Consider the following 18993-nt stretch of genomic DNA (forward strand, 5'->3'; position numbering starts at 1 on the left):
GAGACCGCCAAGCCCTACCGCTGGACCTACGAGGGCACCCCACTCAAAGCAGCCTGATCAACACCCCTCCACGAACTTCCGCAGAGCAGCACTAGACCGGCAGCAGGCGGGCGATCAGTTCGCCGAGGCGGCGGGCGTTGCGGCAGGAGTGCATCTCCACGACGCCCGCGTAGGCGGCTGCGGCGGAGTCGCCGGTCGGCCAGAGGGCGGGCTGCTCGGGGTTGAGCCAGTGGACCCGCCGGGCCCGGCCGGCGATCCGGCGCAGCGCGTCCAGGTTCGGGTCGCGGTGGTTGGTGCGGGCGTCGCCGAGGATCAGCACGCTGGTGCGCGGGCCGACCGCGTCCAGGTGCCGTTCGGCGAACTCGCCCAGGGCGGAGCCGTAGTCGCTGTTGCCGTGGTGGCCCATCACCTTGGCCTCGGTGAGGATCCGGGCGGCGAGCCGGGCCGGGTCGGCGTCGCCGCGCGCCAGCAGGGCGGTGACCTCGGCGGTGCGGTTCACGAAGGCGAACACCCTTACCTTGCTGAACTGTTCGCTCATCGCCTGCACCAGCAGCATGGTGAAGTCGGCGAATCCGGCCACCGAGCCGGAGACGTCGCACAGCAGCACCAGTTCCGGCCGGGCCGGGTGGCGCAGCCGGTAGGCCGGGCGCAGCGGCACCCCGCCGGTGGACAGCGAGCGGCGCAGGGTGCGGCGCAGGTCGATCTGCCCGCGTGCGGCGCGGCGGCGCCGGGCGGCCAGCCGGGTGGCCAGCTTGCGGGCCAACGGGTGGACGGTGCGGCGCAGTTCGGCGAGCTGGTCGCGGCCGGCGGCGAGGAAGTCGATCCGGTCGGCGGTGGGTGCGACGGCGCGTTCGGCGATCCGCTCGGCGCCGCGCAGTTCGGCGACCCGGCGGCGGGCCTCGGTGGCGACCAGGGCGCGGAAGTCCTGGATGCGGCGGCGGATCTCGTCGGCGAGGACGCGGTCGGACAGGTCCGGGGTGGTGGCCTGCTCGCGCAGGGCGGCGAGGATCCGGGCGAGCAGCGTCTCGGGGGCGAGCCGGCCGAGCGCCTGGTGGGCCGACCAGCCGTCCGAGGCCGGCGTGGCTCCGGCGCCGTACCGGCCCAGGGCCTCCACCACCTCGCCGGCCAGCCGGGCCTGGGCGGCCCGGTCGTCGGCGGCCAGGGCTGCGGCGAGGCGCTCGCGCAGGTCGTCGCGCAGCGGGTCGGGCCGGCCGGGGCGCGGCGGCCGGGGGTCGTCCGGGAGTGCGGGCGGGTCGGCGCGGACGGCCTCGGGGGTGCCGACGCCGAGCGGGAAGAACAGGTCGAACGTGGCGTCGAAGGCGGCCCGTTGGGTGTCCGAGCGCAGCAGCGCGGCGGCCAGGCCGGCCCGCATCTGCTCGCGGTCGGCGAGCCCGAGGACGTCGAGGACGGCGGCCGCGTCGACCGTCTCGGCGGGGCCGATCCGCAGGCCGTGCCCGCGCAGCGCGCGGACCAGGCCGGTGAGCCGGGCGGCGGTGTCGGCCGGCGGTGGGGCGGTGGTCATGCGACGGTGAGCTTCCGCGCGGCCTTCCGGATGTCGTCCTGGTGCTTGAGGATCACCCCGAGGGTCTCTTGGACGACCGCCTCGTCGAGGGTGTCCGCGCCGAGCGCCAGCAGGGTGCGGGCCCAGTCGATGGTCTCCGCGACGGACGGCGCCTTGCGCAGGTCCATCGCGCGCAGCGCGCCGACCACCCGGACCAGCGAGGCGGCCAGCGTGTCGTCCAGGCCGGGCACCTTGAGCCGGACGATCTGCCGCTCCAACTCGGCGTCCGGGTAGTCGAGGTGGAGGAAGAGACAGCGTCGGCGCAGCGCCTCGGACAGTTCGCGGGTGGCGTTGGAGGTGAGCAGTACGAAGGGGCGGCGGCTCGCGGCGATGGTGCCGAGTTCGGGCACCGTGACCTGGAAGTCGCTGAGCACCTCCAGCAGCAGCGCCTCCACCTCGACGTCGGCCTTGTCCATCTCGTCGATCAGCAGCACGGTGGGCTCGTCGCCGCGGATGGCGGTGAGCAGCGGGCGGGTGAGCAGGAACTCCTCGCCGAAGATGTCGGTGCGGGCCTCGTCCCAGCTCTCGTCGCGGCCGGCGGTGATCCGCAGCAGCTGCTTGGCGTGGTTCCACTCGTAGAGGGCGCGGGCCTCGTCGATGCCCTCGTAGCACTGGAGCCGGACCAGCCGGGCCCGGCCGACCGCGGCCACCGCCTTGGCGAGTTCGGTCTTGCCGACCCCGGCGGGGCCCTCGACCAGCAGCGGCTTGCCGAGCCGGTCGGCGAGGAAGACGGTGGTGGCCACGGCGGTGGAGGCCAGGTAGCCGGTGGCGGCCAGCTGGTCGGCGGTGTCCGCCACCGATGCGAAGAACCCCGTGCCGTCGCCGCTCATCTGCCCGCCCCGTTCCTGTCCGCCCTGTCCGTGCGGCAGCACCCTACCGGCCGGTCACTTCGCTGTCTCGGGGCTTCGGCGGGGTGGCGCGGCGCGGGGCCGGGGTCGTGGCGTGCTGCCGGATCACCTGGCGGGCGCGCGGGCGCGCCGGAGTGGTGTACGGCGACCACGGCCGCCGTACACCGCCCGTCTGTTCCCGCCGGTCTCGGCCGTCGGTTGACGACGTCTGACTCGACGTCAGGTTGTGCGTGCCTTTCGGGTCGTCAGTTGACGAAGATGAGCGGGCTGCCCGCCACCGAGGTGTCGGTGACCGGGCCGTAGGTGGCGCTGAACCAGCCGGTCGAGAAGCACAGGCCCGAGCCGGAGACCAGGTTGAACGGCTGGGAGGAGAAGCCGATGGTGTTGCCGGTGTTCGAGGTGGTGCCGTTGATCCCGGTGGTGGTCTGGTAGACGCAGTTGATGCTGCCGAGGATGGTGTTGAGCACCACCGTGGTCTTCATCGCGCCGGCCGCGCCGGGGGTGAGGGCGACCGGGTTGCCGGGGCCGTCGCCGACGGTGTTGGTGAACGGCAGGTTGTTGACGGTGATGCTCTTGACGCCGGTGACGCCGAGGACGTTGGAGGAGCAGGAACCGAAGGTCTGGGTGTTGAGCTGCTCGACCGCGCTGCCGGGGGCGGCCGGGTTGGCCGTCACGGTCGCGGAGAAGGCCGAGTTGGCGCAGCTGATGCCGCTCGTGCCGCTGGCGCTGCTGTAGAAGGTGGCGGCGGTGCCCGAGACCAGGCTGGCGGTGAGGACGTCGCCGACGGCGACGTCCGGGCCGCTGCTGCTGCCGGTGGTCAGCACCGCGGAGCCGTCGGCCTGGGCGGGTGCGACAGCGGCGCAGGTGAAGGCGAGGGCGGCGAGGGCGGCGGTACCGAGCGTACGGCGAAAGCGCATGAGGGTGACCTCTCTCCGTGCGGAGACGGGTGGGGGTGGCCCGCGGTGCGGGTGTGGTGGCGTGCACGGCGGGGGAGGTGCGTGGGCATGGCGTACCGGGGGCTTCGCGGGGCCGTGGTGCGGCGGGCCCGGCGCCACGGGCCCGCTCGTACGGCACAGCGGTGTGAAGGTGCGGACGTGCGCTGCGAGTGCAGGAGTGCACGTCGGCGGCTGCCACCGCCGCGGGCCTGCGTCCGCTCGTGGTCCCGTGGCCCGGGCTGTTCGCCCGGGGCCGCCGGAGCCCCTGGAGGTCGTCCGGTGGTGACAGGGTCGCCCACCGGTTGGAAACCTGTCAGTGTTGTAAACCTGATGTTGCGTCAATGTCAATACAGGTAACAGGAGTTGGTGATGGAACGGAAACACCTCCGAAGTGCCGACGTGATCCTGCTGCCGGGCGCGCGGGCCGGTCGTGACCCGGCCCGGTCCATCAAGCGCGGCCCGAGCCGGCTGCCCCCGGGCGTGGTGGCCGCGACCCAGCGCGAGCGGCTGCTCGACGGGCTGGTCCAGACGGTGGCCGCGCGCGGCTACCAGCACGCCACGGTCAGCGACATCTGCCGCGCGGCCGGGGTGACCAGGCCGGTTTTCTACGAGCTGTTCAGCGGCAAGGAGGACGCCTTCCTGGCCGCGCACCGGCACGGCACCGGAGTGGTGCTCCGGCGGATGGCGGCGGCCTTCGCGGCGGAGTCCGACTGGTGCGCCGGGATCCGGCAGGCGCTCGGCGCGATGCTCCATCTGCTGGCGGGGACACCGGCTTTCGCGACCATGGCGGTGATCGAGATCGAGGCGGTCGGACCGGCCGGACGCCGCGAGCGGGACCAACTCCTCACCCGGTTCCGGGCGTTCTTCGCCGAGGTGCCCCAACCGCCGGTCGGTGTGCGGGTGGTGGAGCTGGTGGACGCCGTGGTGGGCGGGGTCTACAGCGCGCTCTACCGGCGGATCGACTCCGGCCGGACGGTTCAACTGCCGGAACTCCTTCCGGTGTTGAGCATGTTCTGTCTCGCGCCCTTCCTCGGCCCGGCGCAGGCGGCCGTCCGGCTCGGGTTTCCGATCGGTGAAGATCCTTCGTGCACCCGTATTGACCCGGCCACTACCGGGCAGTAGCTTCCCAGTTACTCAAAGCGCGGCTTGACCGTGCCCGCCCCGCTGCCGAGGGGCGGGTGGCCCGGTCGGGCCGTGGAACGCTGTCCGCGCCAGGGCACCGTGCCAGTGCCTGCACATCCCACCCACCCAACAGGGAGCACACATGGCCATGTCCGAGGACGCCGCCGCCGCGGCCGAGACCCCGGAGACGCCGACCGGCAGCAGGAGAGGGCGGGTACGGCTCAAGCGCAGCGCCTGGATGGCCGTTCCGGCCGTCGCCGCGGGCGCCGTCCTGATGGCCCTCACCGCCCAGGGCGTACTCGCCGCCCAGTTCTCCATCAGCGGCATGCCGTTCACGATCACCGCGGACAAGCTCGACGGCAAGGGCTTCGCCCAGTTCGGCAGCCTGGACTCGATGATCCCCGACAGCCCCAACCAGGGCTCCACCGGCGGTCAGGTGCTGGTCGCGGTCTCGGCGATCAAGAAGGCCGAGATCACCAACCTGTGCCAGAGCGTGGACCTCGGTGGCGTCAACCTGGTGATCCACGCCGGCGACGCCGGCACCCCCGTCGCCGCCACCGACCTCACCACCGACTCCGACATGCTGTCCGGTGACGCGGAGTTCACCAACATCGAGATCGGCGGCGACGCCAGCACGTACACCAAGGCCGGCAACGCGGGCAAGGGCAACCCGGGCGTCTTCGGGCAGCAGGCCGACACCGTCGTGCTGACGCACCTCAAGCAGCACAACTACGCGAGCACCGCCGTCGGGTTCAAACTGCCCAACCTGCGGCTGAGCTTCAGCTCCCAGGGCTGCTGACCATGACGGAGTCCGTACCGGAGCCGGCCGGTTCCGGCGAGGGCGTCGCGGAGGGGGCCGTGGGGACGGCTCCCGCCCCCGCTCCCGCCACCACCCGACCGGTCAAACGCGACTGGCGGGGCCAACGGCCGTTCTGGGGCGGGCTGCTGGTGCTGTTCGGCGGCGCCGAGATCCTGTTCACCCTGCGTGCCCCGCTGCCCGTCGTCCTGCACATCGGGATGCAGGGGCTGGCGGGCTACCTGGTGCCGGCGGTGATGGTGCTGTGCGGCCTGCTGATCCTGTTCAACCCGGCTCAGCGGCTGTTCTACTCCGTCCTCGCCGTGCTCGCCGCGCTGGCGAGCTGGCTCACCTCCAACCTGGGCGGCTTCGTGATCGGGATGCTGCTCGGACTGGTGGGCGCCTGCCTCACCTTCGGCTGGCTGCCCGATCAGCCGCTGCGCCGGGGGCGGCAACGGCGGGAGGACCGGCGCCAGGAACGCCGGTCGTCCCGAGCGGGCACGGCCGGGGCCGGGGCCGACCCGGCCGGGGTCTAGCCCGAGGCGCCCCGACGGCGGCCGCCCCCTGGTGATGGGAGAGCACCAGGGGGCGGGGCGTCGGGGCACGGGGGAGTGCGAGGTCAGGCCGGGACGGTCAGATCGTCGCGGCGTCGATCACGAAGCGGAACCGGACGTCGCCGGCCAGCACCCGCTGGTAGGCCTCGTTGATCTGCTCGGCGCGGATCAGCTCGATCTCCGCGGTGATGCCGTGCTCGCCGCAGAAGTCCAGCATCTCCTGGGTGGCCGGCAGCCCGCCGATCATCGAGCCGGCCAGCGAACGGCGGCCGGAGAGCAGCGCGTGCGCGTTCACCGTGACCGGCTTCTCCGGCGCGCCGACCTGCACCATGGTGCCGTCGGTGCGCAGCAGGCCGAGGTAGGCGCTCAGGTCGAGGTCGGCGGAGACCGTGTTGACGATCAGGTCGAAGGTGCCCGCGAGCTCGGTGAAGGTGGCCGGGTCGGAGGTGGCCCGGTAGTGGTCGGCGCCGAGCTTCAGCCCGTCCTCGCGCTTGCGCAGCGACTGGCTGAGCACGGTGACCTCCGCGCCCATGGCGTGGGCGAGCTTCACGCCCATGTGGCCGAGCCCGCCGAGGCCCACGATCGCGACCTTCTTGCCCGGCCCGGCACCCCAGTGCGCGAGCGGCGAGTACAGCGTGATGCCGGCGCACAGCAGCGGCGCGGCGGCGTCCAGCGGCAGGTTGTCGGGGATGCGCAGCGCGTACGCCTCGTCGACGACCAGCTTCGAGGAGTAGCCGCCGTGGGTCGGCAGGCCGTCGTGGCCGACGCTGTTGTAGGTGAAGACGGTGCCGCCCTGGCCGGTGCAGTACTGCTGGAGGCCGGCCCGGCAGTTGTCGCACTCCCGGCAGGAGTCGACGATGCAGCCGACTCCGACCCGGTCGCCGGCCTGCCAGCGGGTGACACCCGCGCCGACCTCGGTGACCACGCCGGCGATCTCGTGGCCCGGGACCATCGGGAAGATGCCGGTGCCCCAGTCCTCGCCGACCTGGTGGATGTCGGAGTGGCAGATGCCGCAGAACTTGATGTCGATCACGATGTCGTGCTCGCCCACCGCCCGGCGGGTGACGGTGGTCTTCTCCAGGGGGGAGTCGGGCCGCGCCGCGGCGTAGGCGGCGACCGTGCGGGTGGTGCCCTCGGTGGTGCTCGTCGTCGTTGCGTTCGTCGAGTTCGTCATGCTTCCAGCCTGCGCCGGTGCGGCGCGACCAGCCAGACCAGAGCTCTTCGTACGTACGCCACACGTAGGGACCCCGGACGTACGACCGCGGAACGTACGCACGGCAGTATCACCCTTGCCCCCGCCCCCGCCGCCCGGATCCCCCGCATACTGCAGGCATGGACCAGCGCACCGAACTCAGCGAGTTCCTCCGATCCCGCCGCGCCCGGCTGCGGCCCGAGGACGTGGGCCTGCCGGACAGCACCACCCGGCGGCGGGTGCCCGGCCTGCGCCGCGAGGAGCTGGCCCTGCTCGCCGGAGTCAGCACCGCCTACTACACCCGGCTCGAACAGGGCCACGGCGAGAGCGTCTCCGCCGCCGTCCTGGACGCCATCGCCCGCGTGCTGCGGCTCAGCCCCGCCGAGCGCGAGCACCTCGGCCGGCTCACCAGGCCCGCCCGCCGCCGCCCCGGCCGGGCCGCCGCCCGCCCGCAGCGGGTCCGGCCCGCGCTCCAGCAGCTCCTGGACGCGATGGAGTGCGTGCCCGCGTACGTCCTCGGCCGGCGCCTGGACATCATCGGCTGGAACCGGCTCGGCACCGCCCTGCTCGGCGACTTCGCCGCGATGCCGCCCGAGCAGCGCAACATGGCCTGGCAGCTCTTCCTCGACCCGTCGGCCCGCGAGCTCTACGAGGACTGGGACGGCAAGGCCACCGACGTCGTCGGCATGCTGCGGCTGGACGCCGGGCGGGATCCGGACGACCCCAGGCTCGCCTCGCTGATCGGCGAACTCTCCCTCAAGAGCGCCGACTTCCGCCGCCTCTGGGCCGCCCACAGCATCCAGGACAAGGGCCACGGCACCAAGCGGCTGCACCACCCGGTGGTCGGCCGGCTCAACCTCCAGTACGAGACGCTGCGCCCGGCCGGGGACGTCGACCAGGTGCTCGTCACCTACCATGCCGAGCCCGGCTCCAGCTCCGCCGAATCCCTGCGCCTGCTGGCAAGTTGGGCGGCCACCGAGTTCCACCCCGAGCCCGTCGAGGCGACCCAGGCCGATCCTGCCCGGTAGCGCCGCGGGGGCCTTCCTGGCAGGCCCTCCGGCCGGGCCCTCCCGTCAGGCTTTTCCCGTCAAGGGGTCGATGGTCCCGGGTCCGATCGGGGCCATCGGCCCTTCTCGCCGGTAACCGGGCGGCGATTGACTGAGCGGGTCATGGACACCACCACCAGCGGAAACACCACCAGCGGCACCACCGCCGAGTACGACCGGCTGATCGCCCGCCACCACGCGATGCGGCTCCGGCGCCAACTCCTCACCCCCGCCTCGCCCTTCGGGCCCGACCCGGTCGGCTCCGGTGCCGACCAGTACGGCGGCACCGGCGGACCGGACGGCTACGACGGCTACGACGGCGCCGCCGACCAACGGCTGATCCGGCGCGACCTCGGCCTGCTCGACCCGCTCTCCGAACTGATCGACCACCTCTACGCGGTGATGTTCCGCCGCCGCCCCTACCTGCGCCCGCTCTTCCCCGCCTCGATGGAGTTCCAGCAGGCCCACCTGGAACGGATCCTCCGCCACCTGGTGGACCACCTCCACCACCCGGCCGAACTGGCCGCGACCCTGCGCCAACTCGGGCGCGACCACCGCAAACTGGGCGTCCGGCCGGTCCACTACGAGGCCTTCGAGGAGGCCCTGTGCGCGGCGATCCGGCACCGGGCGGGCGACCGGTGGACCGAGGAGATGGAAGCGGCCTGGGTCCGGATGCTGCGCTTCGCCGTCGCGGCGATGACCGCCGGCGCCGACTCCGCGCTCACCGAACCCCCGTACTGGCACGCTGTGGTGACCGGCCACGAGCGCCGCCGCCCCGACCTCGCCGTCCTGCGCGTGCGCACCGGCGAGCCCTACCCGTACCGGGCCGGACAGTACGGCACGGTCGAGCACCCGACGCTCCCGCACACCTGGCGGCAGTACTCGATGGGCTGCGCGCCGCGCACCGACAACGAGTTGGAGTTCCACGTCCGGCGCACCGGGCCGGACGGGGTCAGCGCGGCCCTCGTCGAACGCACCGCCGTCGGCGACCGGCTGCGCCTCGGCCCGCCGCGTGGCGGCCTGCTGCCCGAGGACGACACCCGCGACCTGCTGCTGGTCGCCGGCGGCACCGGCCTGGCCCCGATGAAGGCCATCGTCGAGCAGCAGGCCGCCCAGCGCCCGCGCGGCCGCCGCGTCCACCTGTTCGTCGGCGCCCGGGACCGCGGCGACCTCTACGACTGGTCCGCCCTCGCCGAACTCGGCCTGCACAAACCCTGGTTGGCGCTCACTCCGGTCACCGCCGGCCGGCTCGCCGACGCCGTCGCGGGCGCCGGGGACTGGCGCGAGCACCTCGCCTGCGTCAGCGGCCCGGCCGGCATGGTCGCCTCCGTCCGCTCCGAACTGCTCGCCGCCGGGCTGCCCCTGGCCCAGGTCCGCTACGACCAGGCGCTCGCCCGTTAGCCGTGCGGCCTGCCGGTAGTCGCACGTCCTGCCGGTGGACGTCCTGCCGGTGGACGTCCTACCGGTAGCAGTAGGAGTCCGAGGAGGCGTCGCCGCCCGCGAGGTGGGTCTGGTGCACCCGCAGGCCCCGGAAGTCGGCGCCGTGCGGGAAGAAGCGCTCGTCGACGCTCAGCCCGCCCGCCTCGGTGTCGGCGTCCAGCTTGACGATCCACGGCTCGATGCCGTCCGGGTAGAACTGGTCGTCCCAGGCGCCGTAGAGGGAGTTGGTGAGGTAGAGCCGGCGCCCGTCCCGGCTGATCTCGACCATCTGCGGGGCGCCGCTCAGCGGGCGCCCCGGCGCGGCCGGGTGCGGGGTGCGGGCGACGACCCCGCCCAGCCGCACCGAGTCGGCGAGCCGCGGGTGGAACGGGTCCGACACGTCGTACTGGAACAGCTCGCCGGTGCCCCACGCGGACACGTACAGCCAGCGGTCGTCCACCGACAGGTTGATGTCCGTGATCAGCGGCGGCACCGCGCCGAACGGTTGCAGCGCGGGCGGCAGGTCCTCCGTCTTGGCGGGCTCGGCGGGGATCTCGATCACCTTGCGCGCGGTGAACGCCGGGCCCTCCCGGTACCAGAGCCAGACCGAGGCGGACAGGTCCTCGACGTTGGTCACCACCCCGGCGAAGCCCCACTCGGCCTGCGGATCGTGCGCCGGGCGCAGCTCCAGCACCATCTGGTACTGGTCGCCGAGGTCGATCCGTTGCAGGTGCCGCCCCGAGTCCAGCTCCCAGAAGTGCAGTGCGTGCCCGTACTTGCGGCCCAGCAGCAGCTCCGGGACGACCCCGCCCTCCACCATCCAGGGCGTGCCCCACTCGCTGGTCACCCCCACGTTCGTCCCCAGGTGCCACCAGACGTCGTACGCGAAGTGCTGCGGCCCGCGCTCCGTCTCCCAGGCGCGCAGCACCTCGAAGGTGGTGTGGTCCAGCAGCGCCACCCCGCCGGGCCCGTCGTTCCCGTCCCCGCTGCCCAGGCAGGACAGGAATACCCCGTCCGGCCCGCAGTGCAGGGTGTGCGGGCGCGAGTAGCCGGCCTTGGCGGCGAGTTCCGCCGCCTCGACGGTCTTGACGAGGCGCGGCCGGACGGGGTCGGGCCGGGTGTCCATCACGTGCAGCCGCGAGGAGCGCAGGCCCGGGAGGAGGAGGTAGCGCCGCTCGGGGTTCTCGTGGCAGGCGTGCGCCAGCGCGCTGGAGCAGGCGTTCCACCCGAAGTGGTGCAACTCGTCGCCCAGCGTCGGCAGTTCGGCGAAGTTCAGGACCTTCCCGTAGCTCGCCGACGCCGGATCGGTGTCCACGGTGAGCAGCGCGTCCGGCCGCTCCCCGGCCCGGTCGAACCCGGCGACGTACGCCAGCGTCTCCGGTGGCGCGGCGATCGCCTCGGCGGCCGAACGGTACAGCGACGGATCGGTGTGGCCGGCCTGCGGCATGTGTTCTCCTCAACTCGCCTGCGTGACAACCGGAGTTGGATCTGTCCGGGTAGCGTTCCACATGACCACCGGCGCACAGCAGGCGCACGGGGAGCGATCAGGAGGCGCGGGCGACCGGGGCACACCGATGCCCGGCAGAGCGGCGCCCGGCAGGCAGCCCCGGGCTACCGGCCGGTATTGTCGGGGTCCTGGATCAAGAACACCTGCGACGGACGGCAGGTCGAGCATGAGGACGGGTGCGGCGCAGATGGAGTTTCGGGAAGACATCCTGGGTGCCCCCTACGAGACGGCCGAGCTGACGCTGCGGCCGGACGCCGAGGGGGAGGTCTGCGCGACGCTGGTGCGCCGGCTGGTGCCGGGGGCGGAGCGGGCCGTGCTGTACATCCACGGGTACAACGACTACTTCTTCCAGACCAACCTCGCCGACCACTTCGCCGCGCTCGGGTTCTCCTTCTACGCCCTGGACCTGCGCAAGTACGGCCGCTCCCTGCGCCCGCACCAGTCGCCGAACTTCGTGCGCGACCTCGCCGAGTACGACGAGGAGATCGACGAGGCGGTGCGGATCATCCGCGAGGTGGACGGGCACCGGCGGCTGCTGCTGAACGGGCACTCCACCGGCGGGCTGATCGGCGCACTGTGGGCTGGGCGGCGCTCGGGGCGCGGCCTGGTGGAGGGGCTGTTCCTGAACAGCCCCTTCCTGTCGATGCCGGCCGCGCCCGCCGTGCGGACCGTCGGCGGCCCGGCCGTCACCGCGATCGGACGGCTGGCGCCCACCCGCGTGCTGCCGTCGACGCTCAACCCGCACTACACGCACAGCCTGCACAAGGACCACGAGGGCGAGTGGGACTTCGACCTCACCCTCAAGCGCCCCGAGGGCTTCCCGCTGTACGCGGGTTGGCTGTCCGCCATCCACCAGGGCCACCGGCAGCTGCGGCACGGGCTCGGGATCGACGTGCCGGTGCTGCTGATGGCGTCGACCAGGTCGATCACGACCACCAAGTGGCACAACGCCCTGCACCACGCGGACGCCGTGCTGCGCGCCGACGACATCGCCGGCCAGGGCCCGCGACTGGGCCGGCACGTCACCATCGTCCGGATCGAGGGCGGCATGCACGACCTGGTGCTCTCGGGCGAGGCCGCCCGCACCCGGGCCTTCGCCGAACTGGACCGCTGGCTCGCCGCCTACCTCGACGTCCGGCCGGCGGACGTCCGGTCGGTGGACGCCCAGGCCGTGGACGCTCAGGCCGTGGGGGAGAGCGCGTGACGGACGAGTCGGTGACGCACGAGGCGGCGGCGGACGAGCCGGTGCCGGTCGGGCGCCACACCGACCTCGGCTTCGCCAAGCTCATGCCGGACCTCGACCGGGACGGCGGCTGGCTGCTCACCCTGGACGGCACCCCGCAGTCCTACGTCGACCTCGCCGACCCGACCCACCTGGAGTTCGAGTACACCCGGCGGCTCGGCCACCTCGCCGACGCCCTCGCCCCCGCCGGGCGGCCGCTGGACGTGCTGCACCTGGGCGGCGGCGCGCTCACCCTGCCCCGCTACCTCGCCGCCACCCGCCCCGGCTCGCGCCAGCGGGTGGTCGAGGTGGACGGGCCGCTGCTCGACCTGGTCGCCGAGCACCTGCCCTGGCAGGGGCCCGGCGCGGACATCACCGCGACCGTCGGCGACGCCCGCGCCGCCCTCGCCGAGACCCCGCCCGGCACCCGGGACCTGGTGATCGCGGACGTCTTCCACGGCTCGCGCACCCCCGCCCACCTCACCTCGGTGGAGTTCCTGCGGCTGGCCGCCGCCGCCCTGCGCCCCGGCGGCTGCTACGCCGCCAACCTGGCCGACGGCCCGCCGCTGGCCTTCGCCCGGGCCCAGGCCGCGACGGTCGGGGCGGTGTTCCCGTACACCTGCCTGGTCGCCGAGGCCCCGGTGCTGCGCGGCCGCCGGTACGGCAACATCCTGCTCGCCGGTTCGACGGCCCCGCTCCCGGCCGCCGAGCTCACCCGGCTGCTGGCCGGCGACATCTTCCCGGCCCGCCTCACCGACGGCGCCGACCTGGCCGCCCTGGTCGGCCGCACCGCCCCGGTCACGGACGCCGACGCCACCGACTCCCCGCCCCCGCCGGACGGAGCGTTCAGCATCGGCTGAGCGGCGCGGCGGCCCGAGCGTCCCCGCGTCCGGGGTGTCAGAATCGGCGGGTTCAGGCCGGAGCGTGGAGCACGTCGAGCGTCGAGCACGTCGATCGTGGAGCACGCCGAGCGCGCAACACGTCCGGCGCGGAGCAGGTCCAGCGCGGAGCACGTCCGAAGGAGTGAGCGATGAGCGGCGGGGAGCGGCCGGAGTTGGCGGAGGTGCCGGAGACGGCGTTGTGGACGCTGTGGCACCGCGCGGTGGAGGCGCGTCGGCCGGACACGGTGCTGGAGGACCCGAAGGCGGTCGAGCTGGTCGACCGGATCGACTTCCCGTTCGCGGAGCGCTTCGGGGAGGGCGCGCTGGTCAGCCAGTTGCAGGCGCTGCGGGCGGCCTGCTTCGACCGTGAGGTGGCGGACTTCCTGACCCGATGCCCGCGTGGCACCGTCGTCGGCCTCGGGGACGGCCTGGAGACCCAATCGTGGCGGGTCGACAACGGCCGGGCGGACTGGCTGGCGGTGGACCTGCCGGAGACGGCCGCGCTGCGGGAGCGGCTGCTGCCGCCGGACGACCGGCGCCGGATCCTCGCCTGCCCGGTCACCGACCCGGGTTGGATGGACGAGGTGGATCCGGCACGCGGAGTGATGATCTGCGCCGAGGGCCTGCTGATGTACCTGCGGCCGGAGGAGGTACGGGCACTGATCGCGGCCTGCGCCGAACGGTTCCCCGGTGGGTCGATGGTGCTGGACGCGGTGCCGCGCTGGTTCAGCGCCCGCTCCGTCCAGGGCAAGCTGCGGAACCGGCACTACCAGGCGCCGCCGATGCCGTTCGGCATGGACGCGGACGAGCACGGCAAGCTGGCCGGCGCGCACCCGGCGGTGACCGACGTGCGCGAGGTCTACCCGGAGGGCGGGCGGGGCCTGCTCCGCGCCCTGCTGCCGTTCGTGCGCCGGGTGAACGCGCGGCCGTCCGTGGTCGCACTTCGCTTTGCCGGATCTTGAAGAACGGCTGGTCAAGCGGGAACCATGAGGAACCACCGCACGTCGTAACCACGGGTGATCGGCCGGGGGGACAGGCCGCCCGGCACGTTAGGCTGCCCTTATGGGGAAGCGGCCGCGTTGCCGCCATCGGACAACTGCCGGAATCGGCGTGCGGCACCGCTGAGGGCCGCGCCGGTTCCGACCTGCCACGGAGGTACTGGCCTTGCACATCGACGCCTGGATCGAGAGCGTCCCACCGACCGCGGTGTACGCCCTGGTCGGCCTGATCATCGGCCTGGAGTCGCTGGGCATCCCGCTGCCCGGCGAGATCGCCCTGGTCACGGCCACCCTGATGGCGGTCAAGGGTGTGGTGAGCCCGGAATGGATCGCGGTGGTCGCCATCCTCGGGGCGATCATCGGCGACTCGATCGGCTACTCGATCGGCCGCAAGGGCGGCAAGCCGCTGTTCGAGAAGCTCGGACGGAAGTTCCCCAAGCACTTCGGACCGTCCCACCTGGCCACCGCCGAGCGCTCCTTCCAGAAGTGGGGAATGTGGGCGGTCTTCTTCGGCCGCTTCATCGCCCTGCTGCGCATCTTCGCCGGGCCGCTCGCCGGCGCGCTGAAGATGCCGTACTGGAAGTTCCTGATCGCCAACGTGCTCGGCGGCATCGTCTGGGCCGGCGGCACGACCCTGCTGGTCTACAAGGTCGGCAAGAGCATCGAGCCCTGGCTGTCCCGCTTCTCCTGGGCCGGCCTGGCCGCGGCGGTGCTGGTCGGCGGCGCCTCGGCCTGGTTCATGAAGCGCCGGGCCGCCAAGACCCACGCCAAGATCGAGGCGGAGGAGGCGGCCGCCGCCGCGACCGCCCCCAAGGCGCCCGTAGCGGAATAAGCGCAGTAAGCGCAGTGACGAGGCGTCTGCACTGAGCACGGAGGGGCTGTCGGGCCTTCGGAGTAGCATCGGCGGGTACCTGCCGATCATGCACAACTGGAGGGCCCGATGACCCAGTCGACGTGGGATGCCGTGGACGCGTACTTCTCCGAGCAGTTGGTGGGGCACGACCCGGCGCTGGAGGCCGCGGCCGCCGCCGCCGACGCGGCCGGGCTGCCGGAGATCGCCGTCGCCCCCAACCAGGGCAAGCTGCTGCACCTGCTGGCGCTGACCCAGGGCGCGCGGCGGATCCTGGAGGTCGGCACGCTCGGCGGGTACAGCGCGATCTGGCTGGCCCGGGCGCTGCCCGCGGACGGCACCCTGATCACCCTGGAGATCGACCCGAAGCACGCCGAGGTCGCCCAGGGGAACATCGCGCGCGCAGGGCTGGAGAAGGTCGCCGAGGTACGGCTCGGCCGGGCCGCCGACTCGCTGGCCGCACTGGTGGAGCAGGGCGTTGAGCCCTTCGACCTGGTCTTCATCGACGCGGACAAGCCCAGCAACCCCGAGTACTTCCGGCGGGCGCTCCAGCTGACCAGGCCCGGCTCGCTGATCATCGTCGACAACGTGGTGCGCGGCGGCGCCGTCGCCGACGCGGACAGCACCAACCCGGCGGTGGTCGGCACCCGGGCCCTGCACGACCTGATCGCCGCCGAGCCGAGGGTCACCGCGACCTCGGTGCAGACGGTCGGCAGCAAGGGCTACGACGGCTTCACGCTGGCCCGCGTGCAGAGCTGAACCTTTTTTCACGCACCACTTTTACGCACCACTTTTACGCACCACTTTTACGCACCACGGAGAAACGGAGACATCGTGCGGATCGGACTGCTGGGCGCCGGCCCCTGGGCGGAGCGGGTGCACGCACCCGTCCTCGCCGAGCACCCCGGGCTGGAGTTCACCGGCGTCTGGGCCCGCCGGCCGGAGGCGGCCACGGCCCTCGGCGGGGCGTACGGCGTCCCCGGCTACGCGGACCTCGACCAGCTGCTCGCCGAGGTGGACGCCGTCTCGATCGCGCTGCCGCCGACCGTGCAGGCGGGCCTCGCGGTACGGGCCGCCGAGGCGGGCTGCCACCTGCTGCTGGACAAGCCGGTCGCGCTGACCGTGCCGGACGCGCAGGCCGTGGCCGAGGCCGTCCGGGCCCACGAGGTCGCCTCCGTGGTCTTCTTCACCGTCCGCTTCGGCGGGGAGCAGATCCCGTGGATCGAGCAACAGGCGGGCCTGGGCGGCTGGTTCACCGGCCGCTCGGACTGGCTCGGCTCGGTGTTCGCCCCTGGCAGCACCAGCCCGTACGCGGCCTCGCCGTGGCGCGAGGAGAAGGGCGCGCTGTGGGACGTCGGCCCGCACTCGCTGTCGGTGCTGCTGCCGGTGCTCGGCGACGCGACGCAGGTCACGGCGGTGGCCGGCCCGCTGGACACCGTCCACCTGGTGCTGCGGCACGCCGACGGCGCCTCCAGCACCCTGGCACTGAGCCTGACCGCGCCGGTCGGCGCCGGCGGCGTCGGCCTGGAACTGCGCGGCGAGCACGGCATCGCCCACCTGCCCGAGCGGGGCGAGGGCCCGGCCGCCGCCCTGCACCGCGCCCTGGACGCCCTCCAGGCCTCGGCCGCCACCGGCCAACCGCACCCCTGCGACGCGGAGTTCGGCCTGCGCGTGGTCGAAATCCTGGCCGGCGCCGAACGCTCCCTGGCCACGGGCGCACCGGTCGCGGTGTAGACGTGACACCTGGGCGGGCTCGCTGCGGACCATCGCAGCGAGCCCGCCCGTATCATGACGCGACGCGTCAGGGCCCGCTCACGGCGGAGGCGCCAGCTGAGCGGTGGCGTCCAGGTTGCGGACCGGTTTGCCCTCCTCGTACGAGACCGGGACGGCGCCCGCGAGTTCGGCCACGGCCTTCTTGAGCGCTGACGACGCTGCGCCTTCATGCGACGTGGTGACCGTGATCCCCGACGCGTCCGGCCGCAGGGCCGCCGTATAGACCGGGAACGGCAGCGAATCGGCCTGTGCCGCGTCGCCGATCCTCTTGAGGGCGGGATCGACGGTCGCCCGCGCGTAGGAGGTGTGCCGGATCTCGGCGCGTCCCGTCTCGACGCCGGGATGCGCCTGGGCGGCGGCCGCGACGAGCGCCCGCGCCCGCGGCTCGTCCGTCGCGAACAGCACGACCCGGCCTGCCGCCGGGTCCAGCTTCAGCGCGCCGAAGGTGTCCTTGAACTCGTCGTGCCCCTGCTCTCCGAGCGCCGACGCCAAGTCCTGCAGTGCGGCGAGCGAGAGTGCGTCCACCTGCTGCGACGGCGAGGAGACCACGGCCCCGGGACCGGCGGGGCCGCCACCGGCCGACGTGCTGCTACCGCAGCCACACAGCAACCCGGCCGCCATCAGCACGGCGGCCGACCACGCGGGTAGTCGCGATGGTGTCACTCGGGGAACTCCGTCCTGGTGGCGCTTCTGCCAACGCGGTCGTGGGGTCAGGCTGCGGGGAGGGTGGGGTTGGTCGGGCCCGGGCGGCGGTCGGTGGGGCGGGCCGGGGGGATGACGGGGGCGTGGAAGTCGCGCGGGCCGGTCCACAGGGCGGGGACGGCGTCGCCGCGGCGGGCGAGTTCGTAGGCCAGCGCCTCGTAGTTGACGCGCCAGCCGTGGAAGTGCTGCCAGGCCTCGTCGACCGGGCGCTCGCGGGGGAAACCGGCGGACGTGATCATGGCGACGGCGCCGATGTACTCGGTGTAGGTCAGGCGGATCGGGACGTCCGGGTCCGGGTCCGCGTCGAAGTCGATCCGCACCGACCGGCCGATGTCGCGCAGCGCGGTGAAGCCCGCGCGCAGCACCAGGCGGGCCTCGGGCGGGGCCGAGCGCGGGCAGAGCGCCAGGTGGAGGGCGGCCGCGTCGAGCACCGCGATCAGGCCGACCACCCAGCTGCGGTTCGGCTGCGGGGAGCGGAAGGACAGCAGCACCGGGTAGTTGGAGTGGCTCTCGCCGATGTCGGCGGCGAGCCGCTCCCAGTCCCGGTAGAGCTGGGGGAGGGCGGTCTCGGTGTCGACGAGGGACTGCCGGGCGAGCAGTTCCGGGCCCCAGGCGGGCTCGCCGGCCCGGGACTGGAGCAGGGTCACCTCGGTCTCCCGCCGCTGGTAGGCGGCGTAGAGGGTGGGCAGGTAGGCGATCTGAAGGGCGATCACCAGCGGCCCGCTGGCGGCGGCCATGAAGTCGATCGCCGAGAGTTGCAGGCGCTCGCCGCTGGCGTAGCCGAGGGTGAAGAGGCTGGATCCGGACTCCCGGATGGCCACCGACCAGCTGAGGTCGGACGTGCCGTGCAGCAGCAGGGTGTAGGCGAGCAGCATGCCGCTGAGCCACACCCCGAGCATGCCGAGCAGGATCAGCGGCGCCAGCCAGGTCAGCGCCCGGTCCTGCGCGTAGTAGCTGCGGAACGGCGTCGCGTAGAGCCGGAGCACGGTCCGCAGCACCCGCCAGAGCCGGCTGACCAGCGCCGAGTACAGCCCGCGCGGGACGACCAGCGTGCGCAGGATGCTGCCGACGATGAGCAGGAGCAGCAGGGCGCCGGCCAGGGTGTGGATCATCCTCATGGCGCCATTGTGGCGGTCCGGCGGAGCGGCTGCGGCACGGGGCGGGCGCCCGGTGGTCCGGTGGCCGGGTCCGGTGCCGGCCGGGTCTTTGATCGGGCCATATCCGAGGGGCGCTGTGGCCGGGTCGGCGCAGACGGGCGCGGGACTGTTCTCTGCGCGGTTGTCGAGGCCGGCGCGCGGCTCGCGTTGTTGGAGATGTCCTCGGACTCGGGGGTGAGTGCGGGGGACGTCTTCGGCCATGTCGCGGTCACGTCCGGCGACGAGGCTGCGCCGGTCCGTGATCGTGAAAGTCGTGATCGGACTGCTACGGGCTGTCACTCGGTCGTGTGCTGTCGCTACCGGGCGCCGTACCTGATCAGGCCACCGGCGGGATCCGGCCGGATGGGCTGCGTGGACCGTGCTCCGCTCGCGGCCCTGTGATCCCACACGCTCGTGTTCGATTCCGTTCGCCGGTGCGTCCGCTCGTCCC

The 18993-nt window shown here is 73.3% G+C and carries 18 protein-coding genes; 11 read left to right on the forward strand and 7 right to left on the reverse strand.

Features of this window, described 5'->3' with window-relative positions; genetic code table 11:
• Positions 1–91: 91 nt before the first annotated feature.
• The 3 genes from ACFVHI_RS25585 to ACFVHI_RS25595 all read right to left on the reverse strand — a co-directional run bounded on the left by ACFVHI_RS25585 (position 92) and on the right by ACFVHI_RS25595 (position 3326).
• Positions 92–1522: a VWA domain-containing protein gene (locus tag ACFVHI_RS25585; protein ID WP_380343081.1), complete on the reverse strand. Its 1431-nt coding sequence runs from the start codon at positions 1520–1522 to the stop codon at positions 92–94.
• On the reverse strand, positions 1519–2391 hold the full coding sequence (locus tag ACFVHI_RS25590) for an AAA family ATPase (protein ID WP_380343084.1): 873 nt from the start codon (positions 2389–2391) through the stop codon (positions 1519–1521). The genes ACFVHI_RS25585 and ACFVHI_RS25590 overlap by 4 nt, the downstream gene beginning before the upstream one ends.
• 263 nt (positions 2392–2654) lie before the next feature.
• Positions 2655–3326 carry a hypothetical protein gene (locus ACFVHI_RS25595; protein ID WP_063346150.1) on the reverse strand — a complete coding sequence of 224 codons (672 nt, stop codon included), beginning with the start codon at positions 3324–3326 and terminating at the stop codon, positions 2655–2657.
• Between the two features lie 387 nt (positions 3327–3713).
• Between ACFVHI_RS25595 and ACFVHI_RS25600 the strand changes: the two genes are divergently transcribed.
• The 3 genes from ACFVHI_RS25600 to ACFVHI_RS25610 all read left to right on the forward strand — a co-directional run bounded on the left by ACFVHI_RS25600 (position 3714) and on the right by ACFVHI_RS25610 (position 5798).
• On the forward strand, positions 3714–4466 hold the full coding sequence (locus ACFVHI_RS25600) for a TetR/AcrR family transcriptional regulator (protein ID WP_063346149.1): 753 nt from the start codon (positions 3714–3716) through the stop codon (positions 4464–4466).
• Positions 4467–4608: 142 nt separating this feature from the next.
• Positions 4609–5265, forward strand: coding sequence for a DUF6230 family protein (locus ACFVHI_RS25605; RefSeq protein ID WP_063346148.1), 657 nt, complete (start codon positions 4609–4611; stop codon positions 5263–5265).
• Positions 5266–5267: 2 nt separating this feature from the next.
• On the forward strand, positions 5268–5798 hold the full coding sequence (locus ACFVHI_RS25610) for a DUF6114 domain-containing protein (RefSeq protein WP_244293257.1): 531 nt from the start codon (positions 5268–5270) through the stop codon (positions 5796–5798).
• A gap of 97 nt (positions 5799–5895) precedes the next feature.
• On the opposite strand, the gene ACFVHI_RS25615 is transcribed toward ACFVHI_RS25610, so the two are convergent.
• Positions 5896–6990: an NAD(P)-dependent alcohol dehydrogenase gene (locus ACFVHI_RS25615; RefSeq protein WP_063346147.1), complete on the reverse strand. Its 1095-nt coding sequence runs from the start codon at positions 6988–6990 to the stop codon at positions 5896–5898.
• A gap of 158 nt (positions 6991–7148) precedes the next feature.
• On the opposite strand from ACFVHI_RS25615, the gene ACFVHI_RS25620 reads away from it, so the two are divergent.
• Complete coding sequence (locus ACFVHI_RS25620; protein ID WP_380343089.1) at positions 7149–8036, forward strand: helix-turn-helix domain-containing protein; 888 nt, start codon at positions 7149–7151, stop codon at positions 8034–8036.
• 141 nt (positions 8037–8177) lie between these two features.
• A complete protein-coding gene (locus tag ACFVHI_RS25625; RefSeq protein WP_380343092.1) occupies positions 8178–9455 on the forward strand; it encodes a globin domain-containing protein in 1278 nt (425 codons plus the stop codon).
• A gap of 58 nt (positions 9456–9513) precedes the next feature.
• Here the strand turns inward: ACFVHI_RS25625 and ACFVHI_RS25630 are convergent, their stop codons facing one another.
• Positions 9514–10920 (reverse strand): selenium-binding protein SBP56-related protein, encoded by a 1407-nt coding sequence (locus ACFVHI_RS25630; RefSeq protein ID WP_063346144.1) that lies wholly within the window; start codon positions 10918–10920, stop codon positions 9514–9516.
• Between the two features lie 247 nt (positions 10921–11167).
• Between ACFVHI_RS25630 and ACFVHI_RS25635 the strand changes: the two genes are divergently transcribed.
• From ACFVHI_RS25635 to ACFVHI_RS25660, 6 genes are all read left to right on the forward strand, one after another.
• Positions 11168–12184, forward strand: a complete 1017-nt coding sequence (locus tag ACFVHI_RS25635; RefSeq protein WP_380343095.1) for an alpha/beta hydrolase — start codon at positions 11168–11170, stop codon at positions 12182–12184.
• An 83-nt stretch (positions 12185–12267) separates the two neighbouring features.
• Positions 12268–13062, forward strand: a complete 795-nt coding sequence (locus ACFVHI_RS25640; protein WP_363373491.1) for a fused MFS/spermidine synthase — start codon at positions 12268–12270, stop codon at positions 13060–13062.
• A 170-nt stretch (positions 13063–13232) separates the two neighbouring features.
• Positions 13233–14045: a class I SAM-dependent methyltransferase gene (locus ACFVHI_RS25645; RefSeq protein WP_380343097.1), complete on the forward strand. Its 813-nt coding sequence runs from the start codon at positions 13233–13235 to the stop codon at positions 14043–14045.
• A gap of 202 nt (positions 14046–14247) precedes the next feature.
• A complete protein-coding gene (locus tag ACFVHI_RS25650) occupies positions 14248–14913 on the forward strand; it encodes a DedA family protein (protein ID WP_063346141.1) in 666 nt (221 codons plus the stop codon).
• A gap of 108 nt (positions 14914–15021) precedes the next feature.
• Positions 15022–15690 (forward strand): O-methyltransferase, encoded by a 669-nt coding sequence (locus ACFVHI_RS25655; protein WP_063346140.1) that lies wholly within the window; start codon positions 15022–15024, stop codon positions 15688–15690.
• A gap of 75 nt (positions 15691–15765) precedes the next feature.
• A complete protein-coding gene (locus tag ACFVHI_RS25660) occupies positions 15766–16665 on the forward strand; it encodes a Gfo/Idh/MocA family protein (protein ID WP_380343101.1) in 900 nt (299 codons plus the stop codon).
• 78 nt (positions 16666–16743) lie between these two features.
• Here ACFVHI_RS25660 and ACFVHI_RS25665 read toward each other — a convergent pair whose 3' ends face one another.
• Positions 16744–17331 (reverse strand): hypothetical protein, encoded by a 588-nt coding sequence (locus tag ACFVHI_RS25665; protein WP_380343104.1) that lies wholly within the window; start codon positions 17329–17331, stop codon positions 16744–16746.
• An 83-nt stretch (positions 17332–17414) separates the two neighbouring features.
• Positions 17415–18524: a hypothetical protein gene (locus tag ACFVHI_RS25670; RefSeq protein ID WP_380343106.1), complete on the reverse strand. Its 1110-nt coding sequence runs from the start codon at positions 18522–18524 to the stop codon at positions 17415–17417.
• Between the last annotated feature and the right edge of the window lie 469 nt (positions 18525–18993).

It is taken from the genome of Kitasatospora sp. NPDC127121 (assembly GCF_042677305.1).
In the GTDB taxonomy this organism is placed as follows: domain Bacteria; phylum Actinomycetota; class Actinomycetes; order Streptomycetales; family Streptomycetaceae; genus Kitasatospora.